The 19,642-nt window shown below is 71.0% G+C and carries 23 protein-coding genes; 15 read left to right on the top strand and 8 right to left on the bottom strand.

Translation table 11 applies throughout. From position 1 onward, the window contains the following. Positions 1-9: 9 nt before the first annotated feature. Positions 10-492: a TerB family tellurite resistance protein gene (locus ACGF7Y_RS27320; protein ID WP_393238275.1), complete on the bottom strand. Its 483-nt coding sequence runs from the start codon at positions 490-492 to the stop codon at positions 10-12. 114 nt (positions 493-606) lie between these two features. Further along, entirely contained in the window at positions 607-945 is a 339-nt protein-coding gene (locus ACGF7Y_RS27315) for an ArsR/SmtB family transcription factor (RefSeq protein ID WP_393238272.1), read from the bottom strand. Positions 946-1,049: 104 nt separating this feature from the next. Between ACGF7Y_RS27315 and ACGF7Y_RS27310 the strand changes: the two genes are divergently transcribed. The 9 genes from ACGF7Y_RS27310 to hisH all read left to right on the top strand — a co-directional run bounded on the left by ACGF7Y_RS27310 (position 1,050) and on the right by hisH (position 11,762). Continuing rightward, a complete protein-coding gene (locus ACGF7Y_RS27310) occupies positions 1,050-2,273 on the top strand; it encodes an MFS transporter (protein WP_393238269.1) in 1,224 nt (407 codons plus the stop codon). Positions 2,274-2,285: 12 nt separating this feature from the next. Then, a complete protein-coding gene (locus tag ACGF7Y_RS27305) occupies positions 2,286-3,287 on the top strand; it encodes an alpha/beta hydrolase family protein (RefSeq protein WP_393238266.1) in 1,002 nt (333 codons plus the stop codon). 68 nt (positions 3,288-3,355) lie between these two features. Further along, entirely contained in the window at positions 3,356-4,222 is an 867-nt protein-coding gene (locus ACGF7Y_RS27300) for an arylamine N-acetyltransferase (protein ID WP_393238263.1), read from the top strand. 45 nt (positions 4,223-4,267) lie between these two features. After that, entirely contained in the window at positions 4,268-6,019 is a 1,752-nt protein-coding gene (locus tag ACGF7Y_RS27295; protein WP_393238260.1) for a penicillin-binding transpeptidase domain-containing protein, read from the top strand. 99 nt (positions 6,020-6,118) lie between these two features. Next, the gene (locus ACGF7Y_RS27290) at positions 6,119-7,750 is read left to right on the top strand and encodes a protein kinase (RefSeq protein WP_393238258.1); all 1,632 of its coding nucleotides are present in this window, start codon (positions 6,119-6,121) and stop codon (positions 7,748-7,750) included. A gap of 252 nt (positions 7,751-8,002) precedes the next feature. Then, positions 8,003-9,340, top strand: coding sequence for a histidinol dehydrogenase (hisD, locus tag ACGF7Y_RS27285; protein ID WP_393238255.1), 1,338 nt, complete (start codon positions 8,003-8,005; stop codon positions 9,338-9,340). After that, on the top strand, positions 9,337-10,470 hold the full coding sequence (locus ACGF7Y_RS27280) for a histidinol-phosphate transaminase (RefSeq protein ID WP_393238252.1): 1,134 nt from the start codon (positions 9,337-9,339) through the stop codon (positions 10,468-10,470). The genes hisD and ACGF7Y_RS27280 overlap by 4 nt, the downstream gene beginning before the upstream one ends. A gap of 45 nt (positions 10,471-10,515) precedes the next feature. Next, positions 10,516-11,130 carry an imidazoleglycerol-phosphate dehydratase HisB gene (gene hisB / locus ACGF7Y_RS27275; RefSeq protein ID WP_357041629.1) on the top strand — a complete coding sequence of 205 codons (615 nt, stop codon included), beginning with the start codon at positions 10,516-10,518 and terminating at the stop codon, positions 11,128-11,130. Further along, positions 11,127-11,762 carry an imidazole glycerol phosphate synthase subunit HisH gene (gene hisH, locus ACGF7Y_RS27270; protein ID WP_393238249.1) on the top strand — a complete coding sequence of 212 codons (636 nt, stop codon included), beginning with the start codon at positions 11,127-11,129 and terminating at the stop codon, positions 11,760-11,762. The genes hisB and hisH overlap by 4 nt, the downstream gene beginning before the upstream one ends. A 42-nt stretch (positions 11,763-11,804) precedes the next feature. Here hisH and ACGF7Y_RS27265 read toward each other — a convergent pair whose 3' ends face one another. Both ACGF7Y_RS27265 and ACGF7Y_RS27260 read right to left on the bottom strand, forming a co-directional pair. Further along, the gene (locus ACGF7Y_RS27265; protein ID WP_391471319.1) at positions 11,805-12,266 is read right to left on the bottom strand and encodes a hypothetical protein; all 462 of its coding nucleotides are present in this window, start codon (positions 12,264-12,266) and stop codon (positions 11,805-11,807) included. A 203-nt stretch (positions 12,267-12,469) separates the two neighbouring features. Next, the gene (locus ACGF7Y_RS27260) at positions 12,470-12,988 is read right to left on the bottom strand and encodes a nuclear transport factor 2 family protein (protein WP_393238245.1); all 519 of its coding nucleotides are present in this window, start codon (positions 12,986-12,988) and stop codon (positions 12,470-12,472) included. Positions 12,989-13,087: 99 nt separating this feature from the next. Between ACGF7Y_RS27260 and ACGF7Y_RS27255 the strand changes: the two genes are divergently transcribed. From ACGF7Y_RS27255 to hisI, 6 genes are all read left to right on the top strand, one after another. After that, positions 13,088-13,549 (top strand): MarR family winged helix-turn-helix transcriptional regulator, encoded by a 462-nt coding sequence (locus ACGF7Y_RS27255; protein ID WP_393238242.1) that lies wholly within the window; start codon positions 13,088-13,090, stop codon positions 13,547-13,549. A 63-nt stretch (positions 13,550-13,612) separates the two neighbouring features. Further along, positions 13,613-14,344 (top strand): bifunctional 1-(5-phosphoribosyl)-5-((5-phosphoribosylamino)methylideneamino)imidazole-4-carboxamide isomerase/phosphoribosylanthranilate isomerase PriA, encoded by a 732-nt coding sequence (gene priA / locus ACGF7Y_RS27250; protein ID WP_062970890.1) that lies wholly within the window; start codon positions 13,613-13,615, stop codon positions 14,342-14,344. Next, positions 14,341-15,156 (top strand): inositol monophosphatase family protein, encoded by an 816-nt coding sequence (locus tag ACGF7Y_RS27245; RefSeq protein ID WP_393238240.1) that lies wholly within the window; start codon positions 14,341-14,343, stop codon positions 15,154-15,156. Before priA ends, ACGF7Y_RS27245 begins: the two co-directional genes overlap by 4 nt. Positions 15,157-15,160: 4 nt before the next feature. Then, a complete protein-coding gene (hisF, locus tag ACGF7Y_RS27240) occupies positions 15,161-15,934 on the top strand; it encodes an imidazole glycerol phosphate synthase subunit HisF (RefSeq protein ID WP_393238238.1) in 774 nt (257 codons plus the stop codon). A gap of 59 nt (positions 15,935-15,993) precedes the next feature. Beyond that, the gene (locus ACGF7Y_RS27235) at positions 15,994-16,938 is read left to right on the top strand and encodes a TIGR03564 family F420-dependent LLM class oxidoreductase (RefSeq protein WP_393238235.1); all 945 of its coding nucleotides are present in this window, start codon (positions 15,994-15,996) and stop codon (positions 16,936-16,938) included. Positions 16,939-16,979: 41 nt separating this feature from the next. Next, entirely contained in the window at positions 16,980-17,327 is a 348-nt protein-coding gene (hisI, locus tag ACGF7Y_RS27230; RefSeq protein ID WP_393238232.1) for a phosphoribosyl-AMP cyclohydrolase, read from the top strand. A gap of 12 nt (positions 17,328-17,339) precedes the next feature. On the opposite strand, the gene ACGF7Y_RS27225 is transcribed toward hisI, so the two are convergent. The 4 genes from ACGF7Y_RS27225 to ACGF7Y_RS27210 form a co-directional block, all read right to left on the bottom strand. Continuing rightward, positions 17,340-17,855 carry a MarR family winged helix-turn-helix transcriptional regulator gene (locus ACGF7Y_RS27225; protein WP_393238229.1) on the bottom strand — a complete coding sequence of 172 codons (516 nt, stop codon included), beginning with the start codon at positions 17,853-17,855 and terminating at the stop codon, positions 17,340-17,342. 144 nt (positions 17,856-17,999) lie between these two features. Next, positions 18,000-18,554, bottom strand: coding sequence for a permease (locus tag ACGF7Y_RS27220; protein WP_393238226.1), 555 nt, complete (start codon positions 18,552-18,554; stop codon positions 18,000-18,002). Between the two features lie 62 nt (positions 18,555-18,616). Beyond that, the gene (locus ACGF7Y_RS27215) at positions 18,617-19,072 is read right to left on the bottom strand and encodes a peroxiredoxin (protein WP_391471337.1); all 456 of its coding nucleotides are present in this window, start codon (positions 19,070-19,072) and stop codon (positions 18,617-18,619) included. Between the two features lie 151 nt (positions 19,073-19,223). Beyond that, the gene (locus tag ACGF7Y_RS27210) at positions 19,224-19,535 is read right to left on the bottom strand and encodes a hypothetical protein (protein ID WP_393238222.1); all 312 of its coding nucleotides are present in this window, start codon (positions 19,533-19,535) and stop codon (positions 19,224-19,226) included. Between the last annotated feature and the right edge of the window lie 107 nt (positions 19,536-19,642).

Below are 19,642 nucleotides of genomic sequence, written 5' to 3'. Positions count from 1 at the left end.
CGCCGTGGCTCAGAGGCCGAAGCGCTCCGGGGCCAGGCGCAGCGCCCGGCAGGCGTCGCGAACGGCCTCGGTCGCTTCCGGGCCGCAGGCGCCGGCGTCGCTGCCGATCAGGATGCCGGTGCGGATCACCGCGTCCGCCTCGGCCGGCTTGCCGCCCGCTTTGGCGATCTGCCGCAGCACGTGCGCGCAGCCGCGGATCGGATCGTTCGTCAGCCGATTGCAGTTGTCCTCGAACAGGGCGCGCAAGTCGTCGACCGGGAAATTGCGCAGAACCGGATCGGCCGTGACCCGCTCGGCGACAGTGGCGCGGCCGGTCGCCGCGGTCGCCCCGTCGGCCACGGCGACCAGCGCGCACAGGGCGACCGCGGCGTCACGGAAAGTCCCGCCGCGCAGCCGGTTCCGGTCGGCCAGCAATTGCGCTCGCCACGTCGCGGCGGTCTCGGCCGTGCTGATCAGGGTCGCGTCGGGGATACGGCGGGGTGCGAAGGTCATGGCGGACTCCATGAGAAGACGTCCGAACGCGCGGACCCGTGCCATCCGGACTCGGAATGAATACCCGGACCGTAACAGGGCCGCGCTGCCGGGTCCTGCCCCCAAAAATCGGAATCAGCCCTCGGGTTCCCAGGCGCGGACCAGGTCGAGCAAGCCGGGGAAGCGCGCTTCGAGATCGGCGACGCGCACCTGGCTGCGGCGCTCCAGTCCGTAGCGTCGCTGCCGGGTGACGCCCGCCTCGCGCAGCACCCGGAAATGATGCGTCAGCGTGGATTTGGGCCGATCGATGCCGAACCAGGAGCAGGGCCGGTCGTCGTCGGGAGAGTCCAGCAAGAGCTTGCGGACCATGGCCAGGCGCAGTGGGTCGCTCAATGCGGCCAGGACGTGGTCGAGCCGCAGATCGGCGTGATCCGGCTCGGGCAGTACGGCGGTGTCCTCGGTGGCCGCTGGCATCGCGTCTCCTCGCTTTCGGGTGCTTTGTACGACTTCTATCGTACTAGGTTATAAGTTCGGTTATTGTCGTACCAGTACGAGAAAATTCGAAACAAGGAGTGTTGATGGGATCGACGGTGGCGGAGCCCCACTCACAAGTGCGCCGGTCAGACGGCTCTTCGGTGTGGCTCGCGGCATGGCCGGTGTGCGCGGTGTTCGTGCTGTCGAACGCGCCGACGCCGTTGTATGTGGTGTGGCAGCGGACGATCGGGTTCTCCTCCGCGACGCTCACCGCGGTGTTCGCCTGCTACATCGTCGGATTGCTGGGAGCGCTGCTGGTCGCGGGCGTGGTGTCGGACCGGGTGGGGCGCAAGCCCGTCCTGTTGCCCGCGGTGGCGGCCGCGATGGCGGCCTGCGCGCTGTTCGCGGTCGCGCAGTCGGTCGTGTTGCTGGCGCTGGCACGGCTGCTCACCGGTGTGGCGGTCGGCGCGGCCGTCTCGGCGGGCATGGCGGCGGTCACGGACGTGGGCGGGCCCGACCGCAGGCGCGTCGCCGCGTTGGCGGCCTCCACGGCGATGGTGCTCGGGGCCGGGAGCGGGCCATTGCTGGCGGGCATCCTGTCCGAAACGCTGCCCGGTCCCACGGTGACGGTCTTCCTGGTCGAGATCGCCGTGCTGGCAACGGCTTTCGCGGTGACGGCCCGGCTGCCGTTGCCTGCGGGTTCCGGCGGACGCGGGCCGTGGATCCGGATCCCTTCGGTCGCGCGGGAGGGCCGGACCGCTGTACTGCTCGGGATCGCGGTGTTCGGACCGGGGATCACCGCGACGTCGTTCGTCCTGTCGCTGGGACCATCGGTGCTGACGCATCTGCTCGGCGTCGCCGACCGGGTGCTCGCCGGTGTGGTGGCGTTCACGATGTTCCTCGCCGCGACCGGAGTTCAGTTCGCCGCGCGGCGGTTCGGCGTGCGCGCCGTCCTGCTCGGCGGTGCGGTCGCGACCGTGACGAGCATGGTCGCGCTGGTGCTGTCGCTCGCCGCGACCTCGCTCGCGTGGTTCGTGACGTCCGCGGTGCTCGCCGGGGCCGGTCAAGGGCTCGGCCAGTTCGGGGGCCTGACGGCGATCAGTGCGAGCGTGCCGGGCGGGCGGCTGGCCGAGGCGAACGCCGCCCAGAACGTCGGTGGCTATCTTCCCGCCGCGGTGCTGCCGCTGACCGCCGGGTTCCTCGCCGATGTCCACGGGTTGAGCGCCGGGGTGGCCGTTTTCGGCGCGGTGGTGGGTCTCGCCGCCGCCGGGGGCGGACTGCTCGTCCTGACGCGCCTGCGCCGGGAGGTGACGCCGCTGACCGCGTGACATCATCCGAGGATGCGACGGGCCTATCCGGTACTGCTTCTGTGCTGCGCGCTGGCCGGCGTGCTCGTGACGACAATCGCTGCCGCGCCGCGTGTCTCGGCGGATCCGGCTTGCGCGACGGGTGTGACGGCGCGTCCGGTCTCGCTGACCGTGGACGGTGAGGAGGCGACCGGGCGGGTGTACGAGCCCTACCGGTGCGCCGAGGGGGACGTGACCGCGGAGGCGCTCGTGGTCGCGGTGCACGGGCACGACGGGTCGTCGGCGGATTTCGCCGGTTACCTCGAGTCGATCGCGCGGCGCACCGCGACTCCGATCCTGTCGATGGATCTACGCTCCGCCGACAGCCGGTGGCGCACCGGAGAGTGGAATCTGTGGGCGGGCCGGCGCGATGTCGTCGCCGCGACCGCGTGGTACCGCCAGGTCCACGGCTCGATCACCCGCACGGTGCTGTGGGGCTGGAGTCAGGGCGGCATCACCAGCGGTCTCGCGGCGGCGCACGGTCCGCGCGGGATGTTCGACTACTGGGTCGACAACTACGGCCCCGCGGACGATTTCACGATGTGGCTGGGTGCGGTGGCCGTGGACCCGGCACTGCCCGCGCAGATCGAGCGCGACGCGGGTGGCTGCCCGCCGGCCGCTTGCCCGCTCGCCTACGCCGAACGCTCACCCGCCCTGCTGGCGGCCCGGATGGATGTACGGCGCGCGTTTCTCGTCCATGGCACCGCCGACGACGTGGTGCCCTACGCCACGAGTGTCGAGATGCGCGCGGGGCTGGCCGCCGCGGGCAAGCCCACCTCCATGTACACCGTCGTCACCGGGCGCGACCTGAACGGGCGGGTGGCGCCGGGCGACCACAGCGTCGGCCCGGCCTTCTTCGAAGGCGGCTGCGTCGTCGAGCGCCTGCTGCTCGGCACGGAACCGGTCGACGGCCCGGACCGCGACTACCTCGTCGACGTCGCGCACGGCGTCGTCACCGCCCCGCCCGCACCCGTGGGCGCGAAGTGCGCGGCGTGAGGAGCCGGGAACACGATCGTCGCCCCGCGCGGTTGATCGAGAAGACCGAACGACGAAGCGAGGACGTGATGAGCAAGCCGACCGACCCGGCCTACCACTGGAACGGAGCGGATCTCGATCTGGACGCCTACCTGGCCCGGATCGGTTTCGACGGCGAGCGCGCCGCTACCGTCCGGACGCTGCACGACCTGGTGCGCGCGCACACCACCGCCATCCCGTTCGAGAACCTGGAGATCATCCTGGGCCGGTCGATTCCCCTCGACCTGGCGACCTTGCAGGACAAGATCGTGCGCCGCCGCCGCGGCGGCTACTGCTACGAGAACGTCGGTCTGTTCGCGGCCGCGCTGGAACGACTCGGTTTCGGCGTCACCGGGCTGAGCGGCCGGGTGAGCATGGGCGCGGGCGCCGGGTTGCGGCCCGCCACCCACGCGTTGCTGCGCGTGACGACCACCGACGACGACCGGGTCTGGCTGTGCGACGTGGGCTTCGGCGCCGGACCGCTCGCGCCGTTCGAATTGTCCTCGGAGACCGGCGAATTCGCGGCGGGGGAGTGGAAGTTCCGGCTGGAGCGCACGCGTGGTGAGCTGGATTCCGAGCTGTGGGTGCTGCACCAATACGGCCGCGACGGATGGATCGACCGGCACAGCTTCACGTTGAATCCGCAGTACCGCATCGACTACGCCGTCGGCAACCACTTCGTGTCGACCTCACCGCGTTCCCCGTTCACCACCCGGCCGTATGTGCAGCGCTTCCACCCCGACGCGCACCACGTGCTGGACGGCACCACGTTCGTCACCGAGTATCCCGACGGCACGAGCGACACGCGGGAACTGGAACCCGCCGAACTCCCCAAGATCCTCGCCGAGGTGTTCGACATCGACCTCACCGACGACGACGCCGCCGCGCTGGCGGAGGCCAGGTGGTCGCGCGACTGATCGCGCCCCGCCCGGCATCGCGCCCGACCCGATAGGGTCGTCGGCGTGCGTACCAACCGGAAGTCCCTCGTCCTGTTCGCCGCACCGGTGCTCGTGCTCGCCGCCTGCTCGTCCGGACCGGATCAACCCGATACCGTGGCCGGGCAGTTCGCCGAGGCGCTGAACCAGGACGACGTCGCCGCGGCGGCCGCGCTCACCGACAACCCGGCCCTGGCCTCCGACACCCTCGGCGCGCTCTACGAGGGGCTCGGCAAGGACGTGCGCTACGAGGTCCGCTCGGTCGACGACGAGAGTTTCACGCTGGCCGCCACCTGGAAACTGGGCGGGGACGGCAAGTCCGAGTGGACCTACACCACCAACGGCACCGCGCACGACGACGGGAGGGGGTGGCGGGTGAAGTGGGATCCCGCCACGGTCGCCCCGGGCCTGGCCGGTGGGCCGTTGAGCTACAGCAGGGTCTACCCGGAACCGGCGCGCATCCTCGATGCCGCGGGCGGCGAACTGATGACCGAGCAGATCGTCACGCTGGTGAATCTGGCCCCCGGCACCGACCTCGCCGCGGTCGCGGAGCTGCTCGGCCCGCTCTCGCCCGGCCTCAGCGCGCAGTCGCTGCAAACGGAACTGGCCGCGGCGCAAGGCAAGCCGATCACCGCGATCACCCTGCGCGAGACGGACCTCGCCCCGATCCAGGAGCGCCTGACCGCGCTGCCGGGCGTCACCCTCGCGCCGCAGACCCGGCTGCTGACGACCGACAAGGCGCTGGCCGCCCCGACGCTGTCCGGACTGGCCGAGTTGTGGCAGGAGTCCGCCGACGCGAACGCCGGGTGGGCGGTGCGCGCCCAGACCCCGCAGGGCACACAGCGCGTCGCCGGGACGGACCCGAGGCCCACCGCCGACATCGCGACCACGCTCGATCCCGGCCTGCAGCGCGCGGCCGAGGCGGCGCTGGCCCCGGTCGCCCAGCCCGCCGCCATCGTCGCCCTGCGGCCCTCGACCGGTGCGGTCGTCGCGATCGCGCAGAACGCCGCCGCCGACGCGCAGGGCCCGATCGCGCTCACCGGGCTCTACCCGCCGGGATCGACGTTCAAGACGGTCACCGTCTCCGCGGCGCTGCAGGCGGGCGCGGTGACACCCGACACCGTGCTGCCCTGCCCCGGTACGGCGAACATCGAGGGCCGCCGCATCCCCAACGACAACAACTTCGATCTCGGGTCGGTCCCGCTGCACACCGCGTTCGCCCGGTCCTGCAACACCACGATGGGCGCGCTCGGCGCCCAGTTGCCCGCCGATGCCCTGACGAAAGCCGCCGCACAGCTCGGACTCGGCATCGACTACGTCACACCGGGCCTGACCACGGTCACCGGAAAAGTTCCCGGGGCGGAGACCTCCGCGCTGCGGGTGGAATCGGCGATCGGTCAAGGGCAGGTGACAGCGTCACCGTTCGGCATGGCCTTGCTCGCCGCGTCCATCGCCCGCGGCGCCGTGCCCGCGCCCACCCTCGTCGCGGGCAAGCCCGGCACCCCCGACCGGACGGCGGACGCGCTGCCGCCGCAGGTCGACGACCAGCTGAAAGCCATGATGCGCGAGACGATCACAGACGGCACCGCGACGCAATTGCGCGACCTCCCCGGGCTGCTCGGCAAGACCGGCACCGCGGAGTACATCGATGACACCCACGCGCACGGCTGGTTCGTCGGCATCGACGGCGACCTGGCATTTGCCGTGTTCATCAGCGACGCGAGCAGTTCGGCGCCCGCGGTGGACGCCGCGGGCCGGATGCTGCGTGCTCGCGGATAGTCCGCTCCGGGCGATCGGGGGCCGTGGAAAGGTCCGGCTGACGCGTGCGAGTGTTCCAGCGCCCGCTACACTCATCCCCGGACCGCGTGAGTAATCAATATGCGGGATGTCACGATTTCGAGAAGGTTCGGAGTAGGCGCCATCGATACCGGTCAGTTGATCGCGGAGCATTACCGCCTGGTCGAGCGGATTGGTAGCGGCGGCACGGGCGTGGTCTGGCGTGCCGTCGACGAACGCCTTCAGCGCTCCGTGGCCGTCAAGCAGATCCACATCCAGCCGAGCCTGCCCGAGGCCGAGCGCGTCGTGGTGCGCCAGCGCGCCATCCGGGAGGCCCGCAACGCCGCCCGCTTCCAGCATCCGAACGCGATCGTGGTGTTCGACATCACCGAGCACGAGGGCGATCCCTGCCTGGTGATGGAGTACCTGAAGTCCAAGAGCCTGGCGGCGGTGATCGGCGCTCAGGGCACGTTGCCGCTGACCCAGGTCGCGCGGATCGGCGAACAGGTCGCCTCGGCGCTGATCGCCGCGCACCAGGCGGGCATCGTGCACCGCGACGTGAAACCGGGCAACATCCTGCTCGACGATCACGGCACGGTGAAGATCACCGACTTCGGCATCTCCCGCGCGACCGGCGACGTCACGCTCACCGAGACCGGATTGATCTGCGGCACCGCCGCCTACCTCGCGCCGGAGGTCGCCCGCGGCTCCGATCCGAGCCCCGCCTCCGATGTGTTCGCGCTGGGCGCCACGCTGTTCCACGCGCTCGAGGGCGAACCACCCTACGGCGCGGGCTCCAACCCGCTCGCGGTGCTCTACGCCGCCGCCAACGGTCAGCTGAGCGAACCGCGCAACGCCGGACCCGCCACGGATTTCCTGCTCGACCTGCTCAGCCCCGAGCCACGCGAGCGCCCGAGCATGCGGGCCGCGCGCGACCACCTCGCCGCGTTCGCCGACGCGGGCCCCGCGCCGGTGGCCGCCGGGTTCGTGCCTGCCAGCGAAGCCTTCACCCGGCCGAGGGCGGGCGAGCCGGAATCGGCGACCCGCGCGCTGCGGCCCTCGGCGATGGCCTCCGCGCCCTACACGCCGACCGAGCGCCAGCCGCGTCCCCGTCCCACGCCCCCGCCGCCCGTCCACCCGGACACCGCGGCCCATCCCCGCACCATGGCGCAGCCGCGCCCGACACCGAGGCAGGGCTCGGGAGGGAAACGGCGCGCGGTGCTGATCGGTGCGCTGATCGGCGCGGTCGTGGTGGCCGGAGCCATCCTGGTGAACACGCTGAGCTCGTCGGGCTCGAACACCAACGCTGCGCAGGGCGGTACCTCGTCGGTGGTCGCCTCCACACGCCCCGGCGGCAACACGACCTCGGCCGCCGTCCCCGTGGGGGAGACGAAGAGCGTCGGCAAGGCAGACTCGCGGCAGTCCATCGATCTGGTGGTGAACTTCTACAACAACCTCACCTACCTGAGTCTCTCCGCTGCCTGGAAGCAGCTGACCCCGGCTGCCCAGCAGGTCTACGGGAGCCAGCAAGCCTTCGAGGACTACTGGACACAGAACCGGGTCACCGGCTTCAACACCATCGACACGGCCGGTGGGGGTGCCGGTACCAATGCGGACGGTTCGGTGGACGTCAACGTGGCCAGCGTGACCTACGGGGGCCAGAACAAGTCGGTCACGCTCCGGGTGATCAACCCCGGCAGCGGGTCTGTGCAGATCGACAGCGACACTCGTTGACGCGGGCGTCCTGGTTCGGAAGCGACGACGCGACCGCCGTCGCGGTGGCACCGGGCGCGAGGCCTTCGGCCGGAGGAGAGCAACGCCACAGTTCGGCGCACCGACGGCACCTACCGACCGCCGACCTGCGCACACCGCTGCCTCGCGACCCGGCCGCCCGGACCGCGGCGATAACGGCTCGCGTCGGCCCATTAGGCTGGTAGCGGCAACTTTCCTGTTGCGGATTCAGCTGGAGACAAGGACCGACACCACATGACATCCCGCATCGAGCTCGCCCGCGTCGATCTGCGCGGTCGTACTCCCTCCGTCGCCGAGCTGCGCGCCGCGCTGCCGCGCGGGGGAGTCGACGTGGACTCGGTGCTGCATCAGGTGCGTCCGGTGGTCGAGGCGATCCGTGATCAGGGCGTGTCGGCGGCGCTGGAGTTCAGCGAGCGCTTCGACGGGGTGATCCCGGCGACGGTGCGGGTGCCCGCGGCCGAGCTGGAAGCCGCGCTGGAGCGGCTGGACCCGGCGGTCCGCGCGGCGCTGGAGGAGTCCATCGCCAGGGCGCGCAAGGTACACGCCGATCAGCGGCGGACGGACAAGACCACCGAGGTGGTGCCGGGCGGCACCGTCACCGAGCGCTGGGTGCCCGTCGAGCGGGTCGGCCTGTACGTGCCGGGCGGTAACGCCGTCTATCCGTCCAGCGTCGTGATGAACGTGGTGCCCGCGCAGACCGCGGGCGTCGGCTCGCTGGTGGTGGCCTCACCGCCGCAGGCGCGGTTCGGCGGGCTGCCGCACCCCACCATCCTGGCGGCCGCGCAGCTGCTCGGCGTCGAGGAGGTATGGGCGGTCGGCGGAGCCCAGGGCGTGGCGCTGCTGTCCTACGGCGGCGTCGACACCGACGGCGCGCAGCTGGAGCCGGTGGACCTGATCACCGGGCCGGGCAACATCTACGTCACCGCGGCCAAGCGGCTGTGCCGCGGCCTGGTCGGCATCGACGCCGAGGCGGGCCCCACCGAGATCGCCGTCCTCGCCGACGCGACCGCCGACCCGGTGCACGTCGCCGCCGACCTGATCAGCCAGGCCGAGCACGACGTGCTCGCCGCCAGCGTGCTGGTCACCGACAGCGAGCAGTTGGCCGACGCGGTGGACGCGGCGCTGACCACGCAGCTGACCATGGTCAAGCACGCCCACCGGGTGGGCGAGGCGCTGCGCGGCAAGCAGTCCGGCACCGTCCTGGTCGACGACATCGAGCAGGGCCTGCGCGTGGTGAACGCCTACGCCGCCGAGCACCTGGAGATCCAGACCGCCGACGCGGCCGCGGTCGCGGCCCGGGTGCGCAGCGCCGGAGCGGTGTTCGTCGGCGCGTACGCGCCGGTCAGCCTGGGCGACTACTGCGCGGGCTCCAACCACGTGCTGCCCACCGCGGGCTGCGCGCGGCACTCCTCCGGGCTGAGCGTGCAGACCTTCCTGCGCGGGATCCACGTCGTGGAGTACACCGAAGCGGCGCTGAAGGATGTCGCGGGCCACGTGGTGGCGCTGGCGAACGCCGAGGACCTGCCCGCGCACGGCCAGGCCGTGCAGGCGCGTTTCGAGGCCCTCTCGTGACGCGCGCGGCGAGCGCGCCCGGCGCGGACCTGACCCTGGACGACCTGCCGCTGCGGGAGAACCTGCGGGGCAAGAAGCCCTACGGCGCACCGCAGTTGACGGTCCCCGTGCAGTTGAACACGAACGAGAACCCGCATCCGCCCAGCCGGGCGCTGATCGACGACGTCGCCGAGTCGATCCGCGCGGCCGCCGCGGACCTGCACCGCTACCCGGACCGCGACGCCGTCGCGCTGCGCACCGACCTGGCGCGGTATCTGACCACGCAGACCGGTATCGCGGTGGACACCGGCAACGTCTGGGCCGCCAACGGCTCCAACGAGATCCTGCAGCAGCTGTTGCAGGCCTTCGGCGGACCGGGCCGCCGCGCGCTGGGGTTCGTGCCCTCGTACTCGATGCACCCGATCATCTCCGAAGGCATCGACACCGAGTGGATCGAAGCCGAGCGCAACGCCGACTTCTCCCTCGACATCGATCACGCTCTGGCCGCGATCGCCGAGCGCACACCCGACGTGGTGTTCGTGACCAGCCCGAACAACCCGACCGGGCACAGCATCCCGCAAGAGGACCTGGCGCGCGTCCTCGCGGCCGCCCCCGGCATCGTGGTGGTCGACGAGGCCTACGGCGAGTTCTCCGCGCAGCCGAGCGCCATCGGGCTGATCGACCGGTTCCCCGCGAAGCTCGTGGTGACCAGGACGATGAGCAAGGCGTTCGCCTTCGCCGGTGGACGCCTGGGCTATCTGGTCGCCGCGCCCGCGGTGATCGACGCGATGCTGCTGGTGCGGTTGCCCTACCACCTGTCGGTGGTCACCCAGGCCGCCGCGCGCGCGGCCCTGCGGCATGCCGACGAGACGCTCGGCAGCGTCGCCGAACTGGCCGCCCAGCGCGACCGGGTGGCGGCGGCATTGCGCGAGCTCGGATACGACGTGATCCCCAGCGACGCCAACTTCCTGCTGTTCGGCCGCTTCGCCGACGCCGCGCGCAGCTGGCAGCGTTACCTCGACCACGGCGTGCTGATCCGCGACGTCGGCCTTCCCGGCTATCTGCGCACCACGATCGGCCTCGCCGCCGAGAACGACGAACTGCTGCGGGTCAGCGGGCTGCTGGCAGGCAGCGACCTCGCACCGCGATGAACCAGCGCCGAGAAGCTATCGGCGACAACTCGATTGGACGTGAGCATGAGTAGGACCGCCCGGGTGGAGCGGGTCACCAAGGAATCCGGCATCGTCGTCGAGCTGGATCTGGACGGCACCGGCAAGACCGAGATCGCCACCGGCGTCCCGTTCTACGACCACATGCTGACCGCGCTCGGCGCGCACGCGAGCTTCGACCTGACCGTGCGGGCGGAGGGCGACACCGAGATCGAGGCGCACCACACGGTCGAGGACACCGCGATCGTGTTCGGTCAGGCGCTCGGCAAGGCGCTGGGCGACAAGACGGGGATCCGCCGGTTCGGCGATGCCTACATCCCGATGGACGAGACGCTGGCGCACGCCGCCGTCGACGTGTCCGGCCGCCCCTACTGCGTGCACACCGGAGAGCCGGAGCACTTGGTGCACACGGTGATTCCCGGGTCCGGTCCCGGCGCGCCGTACTCCACCGTGCTCAACCGCCACGTCTTCGAGTCGATCGCGTTGAACGCGCGCATCGCGCTGCACGTGCGGGTGCTCTACGGCCGCGATCAGCACCACGTCACCGAGGCCGAATTCAAGGCGGTGGCGCGTGCGCTGCGCGCCGCGGTGGAACTCGACCCGCGGGTGAGCGGGGTCCCCTCGACGAAGGGAACGCTGTGAGCGCGAAAACGGTGGCCCTGCTCGACTACGGTTCGGGCAACCTGCACTCCGCCGAGCGGGCGCTGACCAGGGCGGGCGCTCGCGTCGATGTGACCGCGGACCCGCAGGCCGTGCTCGCCGCCGACGGACTGGTCGTGCCGGGCGTCGGAGCGTTCGCCGCGTGCATGGCGGGACTGCGTGCGGTGCGGGGCGAACGCCTGATCGGTCAGCGGCTGGCCGGCGGGCGCCCGGTACTGGGCATCTGCGTCGGCATGCAGATCCTGTTCGAGCGGGGTGTGGAATTCGGCGAGCAGAGCGACGGGTGCGCCGAATGGCCGGGCACGGTCGAACGGCTGTCGGCGCCGGTGCTGCCGCACATGGGGTGGAACACCGTCTCCGCCCCGACCGACAGCGTGCTGTTCGCGGGCCTCGACGCGCAGACGCGCTTCTACTTCGTGCACTCCTACGCCGCGCAGACCTGGGACCTGCCGCCCAGCGAGCACTTCGCCGCGCCCAAGCTGACCTGGGCCGAGCACGGGGTGCCGTTCCTGGCGGCGGTGGAGAACGGCGCGCTGTCGGCGACCCAGTTCCACCCGGAGAAATCCGGGGACGCGGGCGCCCACCTGCTGCGCAACTGGGTGAACTCGCTGTAGGGCGGATCCCGCGCACCGGGGCGCGCGGGACCGCCGCCGCGGTCAGTGCTTGCGGACCTTGCTGACCAGCCAGCGTCCGTCGACGTTGTCCACCGTCACGGTCATCGCCATGCGGCTGGTCTGCGGCAGACCGTCGGTCTCATCGCTGGTCACCGTCCGTACCACGTCGACGTCCACCTCGGCCCGGTTGTCGTCGCCGGAGACGATGCGGCAGTCGGCCGAGTTGGCCTCGGCGCGGATGTGCGCGGCCTCGGCACTGGATTGGATGTTGGCGCGGAAGTTCTCGAACTCGGCGCGGAACTCTCCGGTGCTGAGGTCGAGCATCCGGCGGGCGTGTTCGCCGAACCGCGCGTAGTCGTAGGTCGCCGCGGCGGAGCCGAATTCGCATCCCGCCAGGCGCGCCTCCTCGGGCGGGGCGGCGTTGGCGGCGGGTGCGGCGACGAAGGCCGCGAAGCAGGCTGCTGCCGAAAGCGACAGGGCGGCAGCGATTTCAGATCGTGACATGCACTTCCTCGGTGCGAAAGGGAAGCGGCGACCGGGGATGATCGCCGAGCGGAGACGTTACCTTCCGCGCCGCCCGTGCCGCGGCTGTGCCGACTCCTGCCGATGACCGGGCTGGTGGATCCGGTAGACGCCGACCCGTCCCCGGAACTCGCTGCGGATCCGCTCGCCCTCGCCTGTCACCGCACGCGTGCTCGCCGCGCCGATCAAGGACGCGTGCCGGTGGACCAGATCGGGGTGGTCTGCACCCGGGACAGCCGCCAGCCCTCCTCGGTGCGGACCGCGTCGAAACGGTAGACCTCGCCGAGGGTGTACTGCGGCCGCGGAATCGTCCCGTCGGAGGAGGCGGGTGCGAAAGTGGCGATCAAGTTGGCCCGCACGTCGGCCGCGTCGCCGCGCAGATCGATCAGCACGTTGCCGATCACGTGCTGGATGCGTTTGTCCTCGCCGTGGTTGCGGCTCGCCTGGGCGATCAGCGCGTCGCGTCCCTCGGCGGTGCCGCCGGGCGTCTTCGCGGTCGCGTCCAGGGTGTAGATCGCCCGCAGTTCCTCGAAGCGGCCCTCGTCCAAAGCGCGGCCGAGCCGGTCGACCAGGGCGGTGATCTGCCCGCGGTCCAGCATCTCGCGCACCTCCGGTGTGGGAGTCGCGGCGGCGGAGGCGCAGGCGGCGGTCAGGGCGGCCAGCGGGAGAACGAGCAGGGGGAGGGCCGAGCGAATCTTGCGCATCGAAGTCGCCTTCCGGACAGAACGTTGACGTGTCCAACGTTGGTTACTCCAACGTAACAGATCGTGGGTGGTGCCAACAAGTCTTGTTAGAGTGGCCGCATGGACATCGCGCACGAAGACGCCGCGGGGCGGCTCCGCGTCCTGCCCACCAGGCTGGTCAATCAGGTCGCGCTGGTGGCGAATCGGGCGACCGAGCGGGCGCTGGAGCCCACCGGCTCCCGTCGGCACCATTACGCGCTGCTGGCCACGCTCGGTGAGTTCGGTCCGGCCAGCCAGGCGGAGCTGGGCAGGCGCACCCGTATCGACCGCAGTGACGTGGTCGCGGCGGTGAACGATCTCGCCGCGCGCGGGCTGGTCGAGCGCAACCCCGATGCCGCCGACCGCCGCCGCAACATCGTCACGCTCACCGCGGCGGGCGCGCGCCACCTCGACGATCTCGACGAGCGCCTGAAGGTCGCCCAGGACGAATTGCTCGCGGGCTTCTCCGAGCGCGATCGGCAGACCCTGGTCACGCTGCTGACCCGCATCCTGGACGCGCACGCGGGCGGCTCGCCGCGGTGATCGAGGTCCCATCCGCCCAGGCCCTGCACTCGGACGCGGCCGGGTAACCACTAGGCTGCTCTCGTGAGTCTTGTGCTGCTACCCGCCGTCGATGTCGCCAACGGAGAGGCTGTGCGCCTCGTGCAAGGAGAGGCCGGCAGCGAAACCAGCTACGGCTCGCCTCGCGAGGCGGCGCTGGCCTGGCAGGAAGCCGGCGCGGAATGGGTGCATCTGGTCGACCTGGACGCGGCGTTCGGGCGCGGCTCGAATCGGGAACTGCTGGCGGGCGTGGTCGGTGAGCTCGACGTCAAGGTGGAACTGTCCGGCGGCATCCGCGACGACGAGAGCCTCGAGGCGGCCTTGTCCACCGGCTGCGCCCGGGTGAATCTCGGCACCGCCGCGCTGGAGGACCCGGTCTGGTGCGCGAAGGCCATCGCCCGGCACGGCGAGCGCATCGCGGTCGGCCTGGATGTGCGCATCATCGACGGCGAGTACCGGCTGCGCGGGCGCGGCTGGGTCAGCGACGGCGGCGATCTGTGGGAGGTGCTCGAGCGCCTGGAGCGCGACGGCTGCTCGCGTTACGTGGTGACCGACGTGACCAAGGACGGCACGCTCACCGGCCCGAACCTGGACCTGCTGCGCGAGGTCTGCGCGGCCACCGACGCACCCGTCATCGCCTCCGGCGGCGTGTCCACCATCGCGGACCTGGTCGCGATCGCCGAACTCGTGCCCGACGGCGTCGAGGGGTCGATCGTCGGCAAGGCGCTCTACGCGGGCCGGTTCACCCTGCCCGAGGCGCTGGCCGCGGTGAGATGACCCAGGAACTGTCGAACCTGCTCGCGGCGGCGAGCGAGGTCCTGGATTCGGTGCGTTCGCGGTTCGTCGAGGGTATCGGCGCGCCGAGCGCGGTCGAGAAGGGCCGCAACGATTTCGCCACGGAACTGGATTTGGAGCTGGAGCGCACCGTCTCCGCCGAGTTGCTGCGCCGCACCGGAATCGAGGTGCACGGCGAGGAGTTCGGCGGACCGCAACTCACCTCCGGCACCGCGTGGGTGCTCGACCCGATCGACGGCACGTTCAACTACTCCTCCGGGCATCCGCTCTCGGGCATGCTGCTCGCGCTGGTCCGCGACGGGGAACCGGTGCTGGGACTGACCTGGCTGCCGCTGCTCGGCCGCCGCTACGCCGCCATGGTCGGTGGCCCCGTGCTGCTGGACGGGCAGCCGCTGCCGCCGCTGCCGCGCGGGAAGCTCGCCGAGGCCATGATCGGTTTCGGCGCGTTCAATGTGGACGCGCACGGCCGCATCCCGGGACAATTCCGCTTCGACCTGCTCGGACCGCTGAGCAGGCTGTCCTCCCGGGTGCGCATGCACGGCTCGACCGGCATCGATCTGGCGTTCACCGCCTCCGGCGTGCTCGGCGGCGCGATCGTGTTCGGACACCATCCCTGGGACAACGCGGCGGGCGTCGCCTTGGTGCGCGCGGCGGGCGGCGTGGTCACCGACCTGGTGGGCAGGCCGTGGACCATCACCTCCGGCTCCGTGCTCGCGGCCGCGCCCGGCGTGCACGAGGAACTGCTCGACATGATCTGCACGGTCGCCGATCCGGCGGCCGCGGAGGAAGGGTGAGGCAATGACGTTGGCCGTACGGGTGATCCCGTGTCTGGACGTCGACGCGGGACGGGTGGTCAAGGGCGTCAACTTCGAGAACCTGCGCGACGCGGGCGATCCCGTCGAACTGGCCGCCCTCTACGACGCGCAGGGCGCCGACGAGCTGACCTTCCTCGACGTGACCGCCTCCACCGGTGATCGCGGCACGATGATCGACGTGGTGACCCGCACCGCCGAGCAGATCTTCATCCCGCTCACCGTCGGGGGCGGGGTGCGCACGGTCGAGGACGTGGACCGCCTGCTGCGCGCGGGCGCGGACAAGGTCTCGGTGAACACCGCCGCGATCGCGCGGCCGGAGGTGCTGCGCGAGATGTCCGAGCGCTTCGGCTCCCAGTGCATCGTGCTGTCGGTGGACGCGCGCACCGTGCCGGCCGGGCAGCCGGACACGCCCTCCGGCTGGGAGGTCACCACACACGGCGGCAAACGCGGCACCGGCATCGACGCCGTCGAATGGGCGGTGCGCGGCGCCGAACTCGGCGTCGGCGAGATCCTGCTCAACTCCATGGACGCCGACGGGACCAAGGCCGGTTTCGACCTGCCGATGATCCGCGCCGTGCGGGAGGCCGTGACGGTCCCGGTGATCGCCAGCGGGGGCGCGGGCGCGGTCGAGCACTTCGCCCCGGCCGTGCACGCGGGGGCCGACGCCGTGCTCGCGGCCAGCGTGTTCCACTTCGGCGAACTCACCATCGGCCAGGTCAAGGATTCGATGCGGGCGGAGAAGATCGTCATCCGGTAGTAGTTGGCGGAAATCCGCCGAGGCGGAAGGCGCCTCGCGGCAGCACGGTTGCATCGGGCATGAGCATCGGAATCGCGCTGTCCCCGTTCGCCCTCGACGCCACCGGCAATGCCGTGGACGCGGCGGTGTCACTGGGTGCGACGGCGGCCGCCGCCGGTTTGTCGTCGCTGTGGTTCGGCCAGACGTTCACCCATGACGCCATCGCGCTGGCCGGGATCGTCGGCCGCGCCGTGCCCGGACTCGCGGTCGGCACCTCCGCGGTGCCGATCACGGCGCGTCATCCGCTGCTGATCTCCGGGCAGGCGCAGACCGCGCAGGCGGCCACCGGCGGCCGGTTCACCCTCGGACTCGGACTCGGCGCCGAGTCCTTCGCGGGCCCGGTGTTCGGCGGATCCTTCGACCGTCCGATCACTCGGCTGCGCGAGTTCCTCACCGCGCTGCGCACCGTGCTGCACACCGGCACGGTGGATTTCCACGGCGAGACGCTCACCGCCGCCGCCCCGCTGACCGCCGCGGTAGCCGGGGCGCGGCCACCCGTGCCGCTCCTGGTGGCCGCCATGGGGCCGCAGGCGCTGCGCGTCACGGGTGAGCTGGCCGACGGCACCCTGCCTTTCCTGGTCGGCCCCGAGGCGCTGGCCGAGCACATCGTCGCGCCGCTCGCCGCCGCCGCCGAGCGGGCGGGCCGGCCCGCGCCGCGGGTCACCGTGCTGGTCCCCGGCGTGGTCACCGCCGACCTCGACACCGCGCGCGCGGCGGCCGCCGTCCAGACGGCGTTCTACGACGACATCCCGTCCTATGCCCGGGTGATCGAGCTGTCCGGGGCGGCGCGGGCGGCGGAACTCGTGGTGATCGGTGACGAGGAGTTGATCGCGGCCCGTGTCGCGGAGTACTTCGCGGCGGGCGCGACGGAGGTGGTCTTCTCGCAGACCGATCTGACCACCCCGCAGGACCAGCGGCGCACCTGGGAGGTGCTCGGCGAACTCCAGCGCTCCCGGGTGCGCTGACCGGGTACTCCGCGCCACGGCGCCCCTGTTATAACGGTGCCATGAGTCTCGATCCCGCTATCGCCGCCCGCCTCAAGCGCAACGACGCCGGGCTGGTCTCGGCCGTCGCGCAGGAACGCGCCACCGGTGACGTGCTGATGGTCGCGTGGATGGACGACGAGGCGCTGGCGCGCACGCTGGAAACCCGTAAGGCGACCTACTATTCGCGCTCCCGTCAGCAGTACTGGGTCAAAGGGGAGACTTCCGGCCACACCCAGTACGTGCACGAAGTGCGGCTCGACTGTGACGGCGACACGATCCTGCTGGTCGTCGATCAAGAGGGGGCGGCCTGCCACACCGGCACGCACACCTGCTTCGACTCGGATGTGCTCCTGGCCCCGCGATCCTGAGCAGGCGCCGGGCTAGCCTCCGGTCGGGCGTTGGTCGTCCGTCGCCGGGGTGAGTCCGCCGAGCTGGTCGAGTTGGGCGAGCGCGTCGACGAGCCGCTCGGCCAGCAGTTCGCCCAGATCGGCGACCTGGACCTTCTGCGCGTCGTCCAAGCCGTCGAAAACCAGGTGCCGCACGGCCGCCAGATATCCGGGCGCGGCCTCTACGACCTTCAGGTACCCGTCGTCGGTGAGCACGGCGTGCACGCCACGCCGTCCCGCGGTCGCCGAGCGCTGTGCCCAGCCCATCCGCTCCAGTTTGGAAACCACGTGTGACAAGCGCGATAGCGATGCATTTGCCTTGTGGGCAAGCTCACTCATCTGCAGTCGGTGGCCCGGTTCCTCCGACAACAGGGTCAGTACCCAGTACTCGAAATGCGTCACGCCGGACTCGCGCTGGAGCTGGGTGTCCAGAGCTCCTGGCAGTCGCGTCATCAGCGCCACGATCGCACGCCAAGCGCGTTGTTCGACCGGGTCGAGCCACTTCGTCACTGTGTGCCTTCTTTCAAGCCAAGTGACGTGGTTTTGTTCGTTGTCCTAGTGATTGTCGAGAAGCTTGTGCACAGTCACCCGCGACAACGAGTTTGCCACGACTTCGCTCGACCGTCATAAAGATGCTGCATGACGTGAGTTCACTCACACGCCGCTCGACGGCGTCTCCCCGGCCTTGGATCGGCGCGGGTGCGTGCGCCGCCACCGGCGCAGCAGTAACAGCGCTACCGCGAGCAGGAGCAGCAGTGCCGCGACGACGGCGCCGGTGAGCGCGGCGCCACGGAAGGCGGGCGCGTCGACATCCAGGATCCGTTCGCCCGCGTGGGCGGCACTGCTGTTGCCGAGCACGATGGTCAGCGTCATCAGGTTGGGCAGCGCGAACAGGATGGCGACGACCCCGGCCGCACCGGCGAGAAACTTGCCGGCCTTGCGCCGCCACACCATCACGGCGAACAGCAGCAGGAAAAGGGTGACGATGGTGCAGATCCCGCCGAAGAACAGGCCCCAGCCGATGCCCTTGGCGAAACTACCGTGCACCATCGATCCCACCCGCTGCGCCCACCAGCGCGGGATGAACGCGGACAGGATGAAGTAGAGAACGACGAGGACGGCCAGCAGCACGGCACCGCCGATGATCCGGGTGCGCCAGACCGCTGCGGTGGGTTTGCCCTCGCCGGGCTGGACCTCGGTCGAAGTCATGGATCCAGCCTAGGCCGCACCGTGGCCCGGCAGTGGCTGCGCGGCCCGGCGCGCCGCGCGGTCTACCTGGTGCGCAGGTAGTTCAGAGCTTCGTCGGCGTGCACCGCGGCGCGCAACTCGCCGGTGATGATCTTGCGAATGGTGCGGTCTGTGTCGATGACGAACGTTTGCCGCTTCACCGGCGCGAGTTTGCCGAGCAGTCCGCGCTTCACGCCGAACTTCGCGGCGACGGCGCCGTCGGCGTCGGAGAGCAACGGATAACCGAGGCGCTGCTTGTCGGCGAATCCCGCCTGGGTGTCCACGTTGTCGGTGCTGATGCCGACGCAGGTGGCGCCGAGTGCGGCGAATTCGGCGGCGAGGTCACGGAAATGACAGGCCTCGGCCGTGCACACGGGCGTATTGGCGGCGGGATAGAAGAAGAGGACCAGGGGGCCGTCCGCCAGCAGCGCGTCGAGCGAGCGGGGAGTGCCGGATTGATCGGGAAGCTCGAAAGCGGGGGCGAGCTGTCCTTGCTGCATAGTCGGAAAGCCTACCGGGCGCTTGGTCGAATCGGGTATCCCGCTCCGGCGGCGGTCGGGGAAACCACCCTCCGTTGCTCGTGCCCGTCGAGGCGCCGCCCGCGCTCCGATCGCCGCGCCGGTGGCCGGGCACGAGCCGAGGGTGTGGCGGCTACGCGCCGATGAGCGCTGCCACCTCAGGGTTCTTGATCGCCATCACATCGAGGATGCCGTGGGCTCGCAGGAACGGCCGAAGCTCTTTGATGCGGTGGCTGTGGACGGCGTATTCGTCGGGAAAACGATTCTTGTCCAGGGACTCCAGTGCTTTGACGTAGGTGACGAAGGACGCGAGCGCGTTGCTCGGAGCACCCTGGGGGCGATCCGGATGGCCGGTGGCCCCTGGGCGCGGGGCGTGCGGGCGCGGGACGCTGTGGTTCGGGATGTGCCGAGGACCCTCGGGCGCTACCGATTGCGAGGGGTACATCAGTTGTCTCCTCTCGAGATGGATACCGCATGCGACGTGGAACGCCGCGAGTGTAGTGAGCGCCGCCACACGTCCGGCGGCCGCGTGAGAACCGGACGGTCGACCTG

Source organism: Nocardia sp. NPDC047654 (assembly GCF_043205035.1).
Taxonomy (GTDB): Bacteria; Actinomycetota; Actinomycetes; order Mycobacteriales; family Mycobacteriaceae; genus Nocardia.
This window is presented reverse-complemented; position numbering and strand designations above follow the sequence as displayed.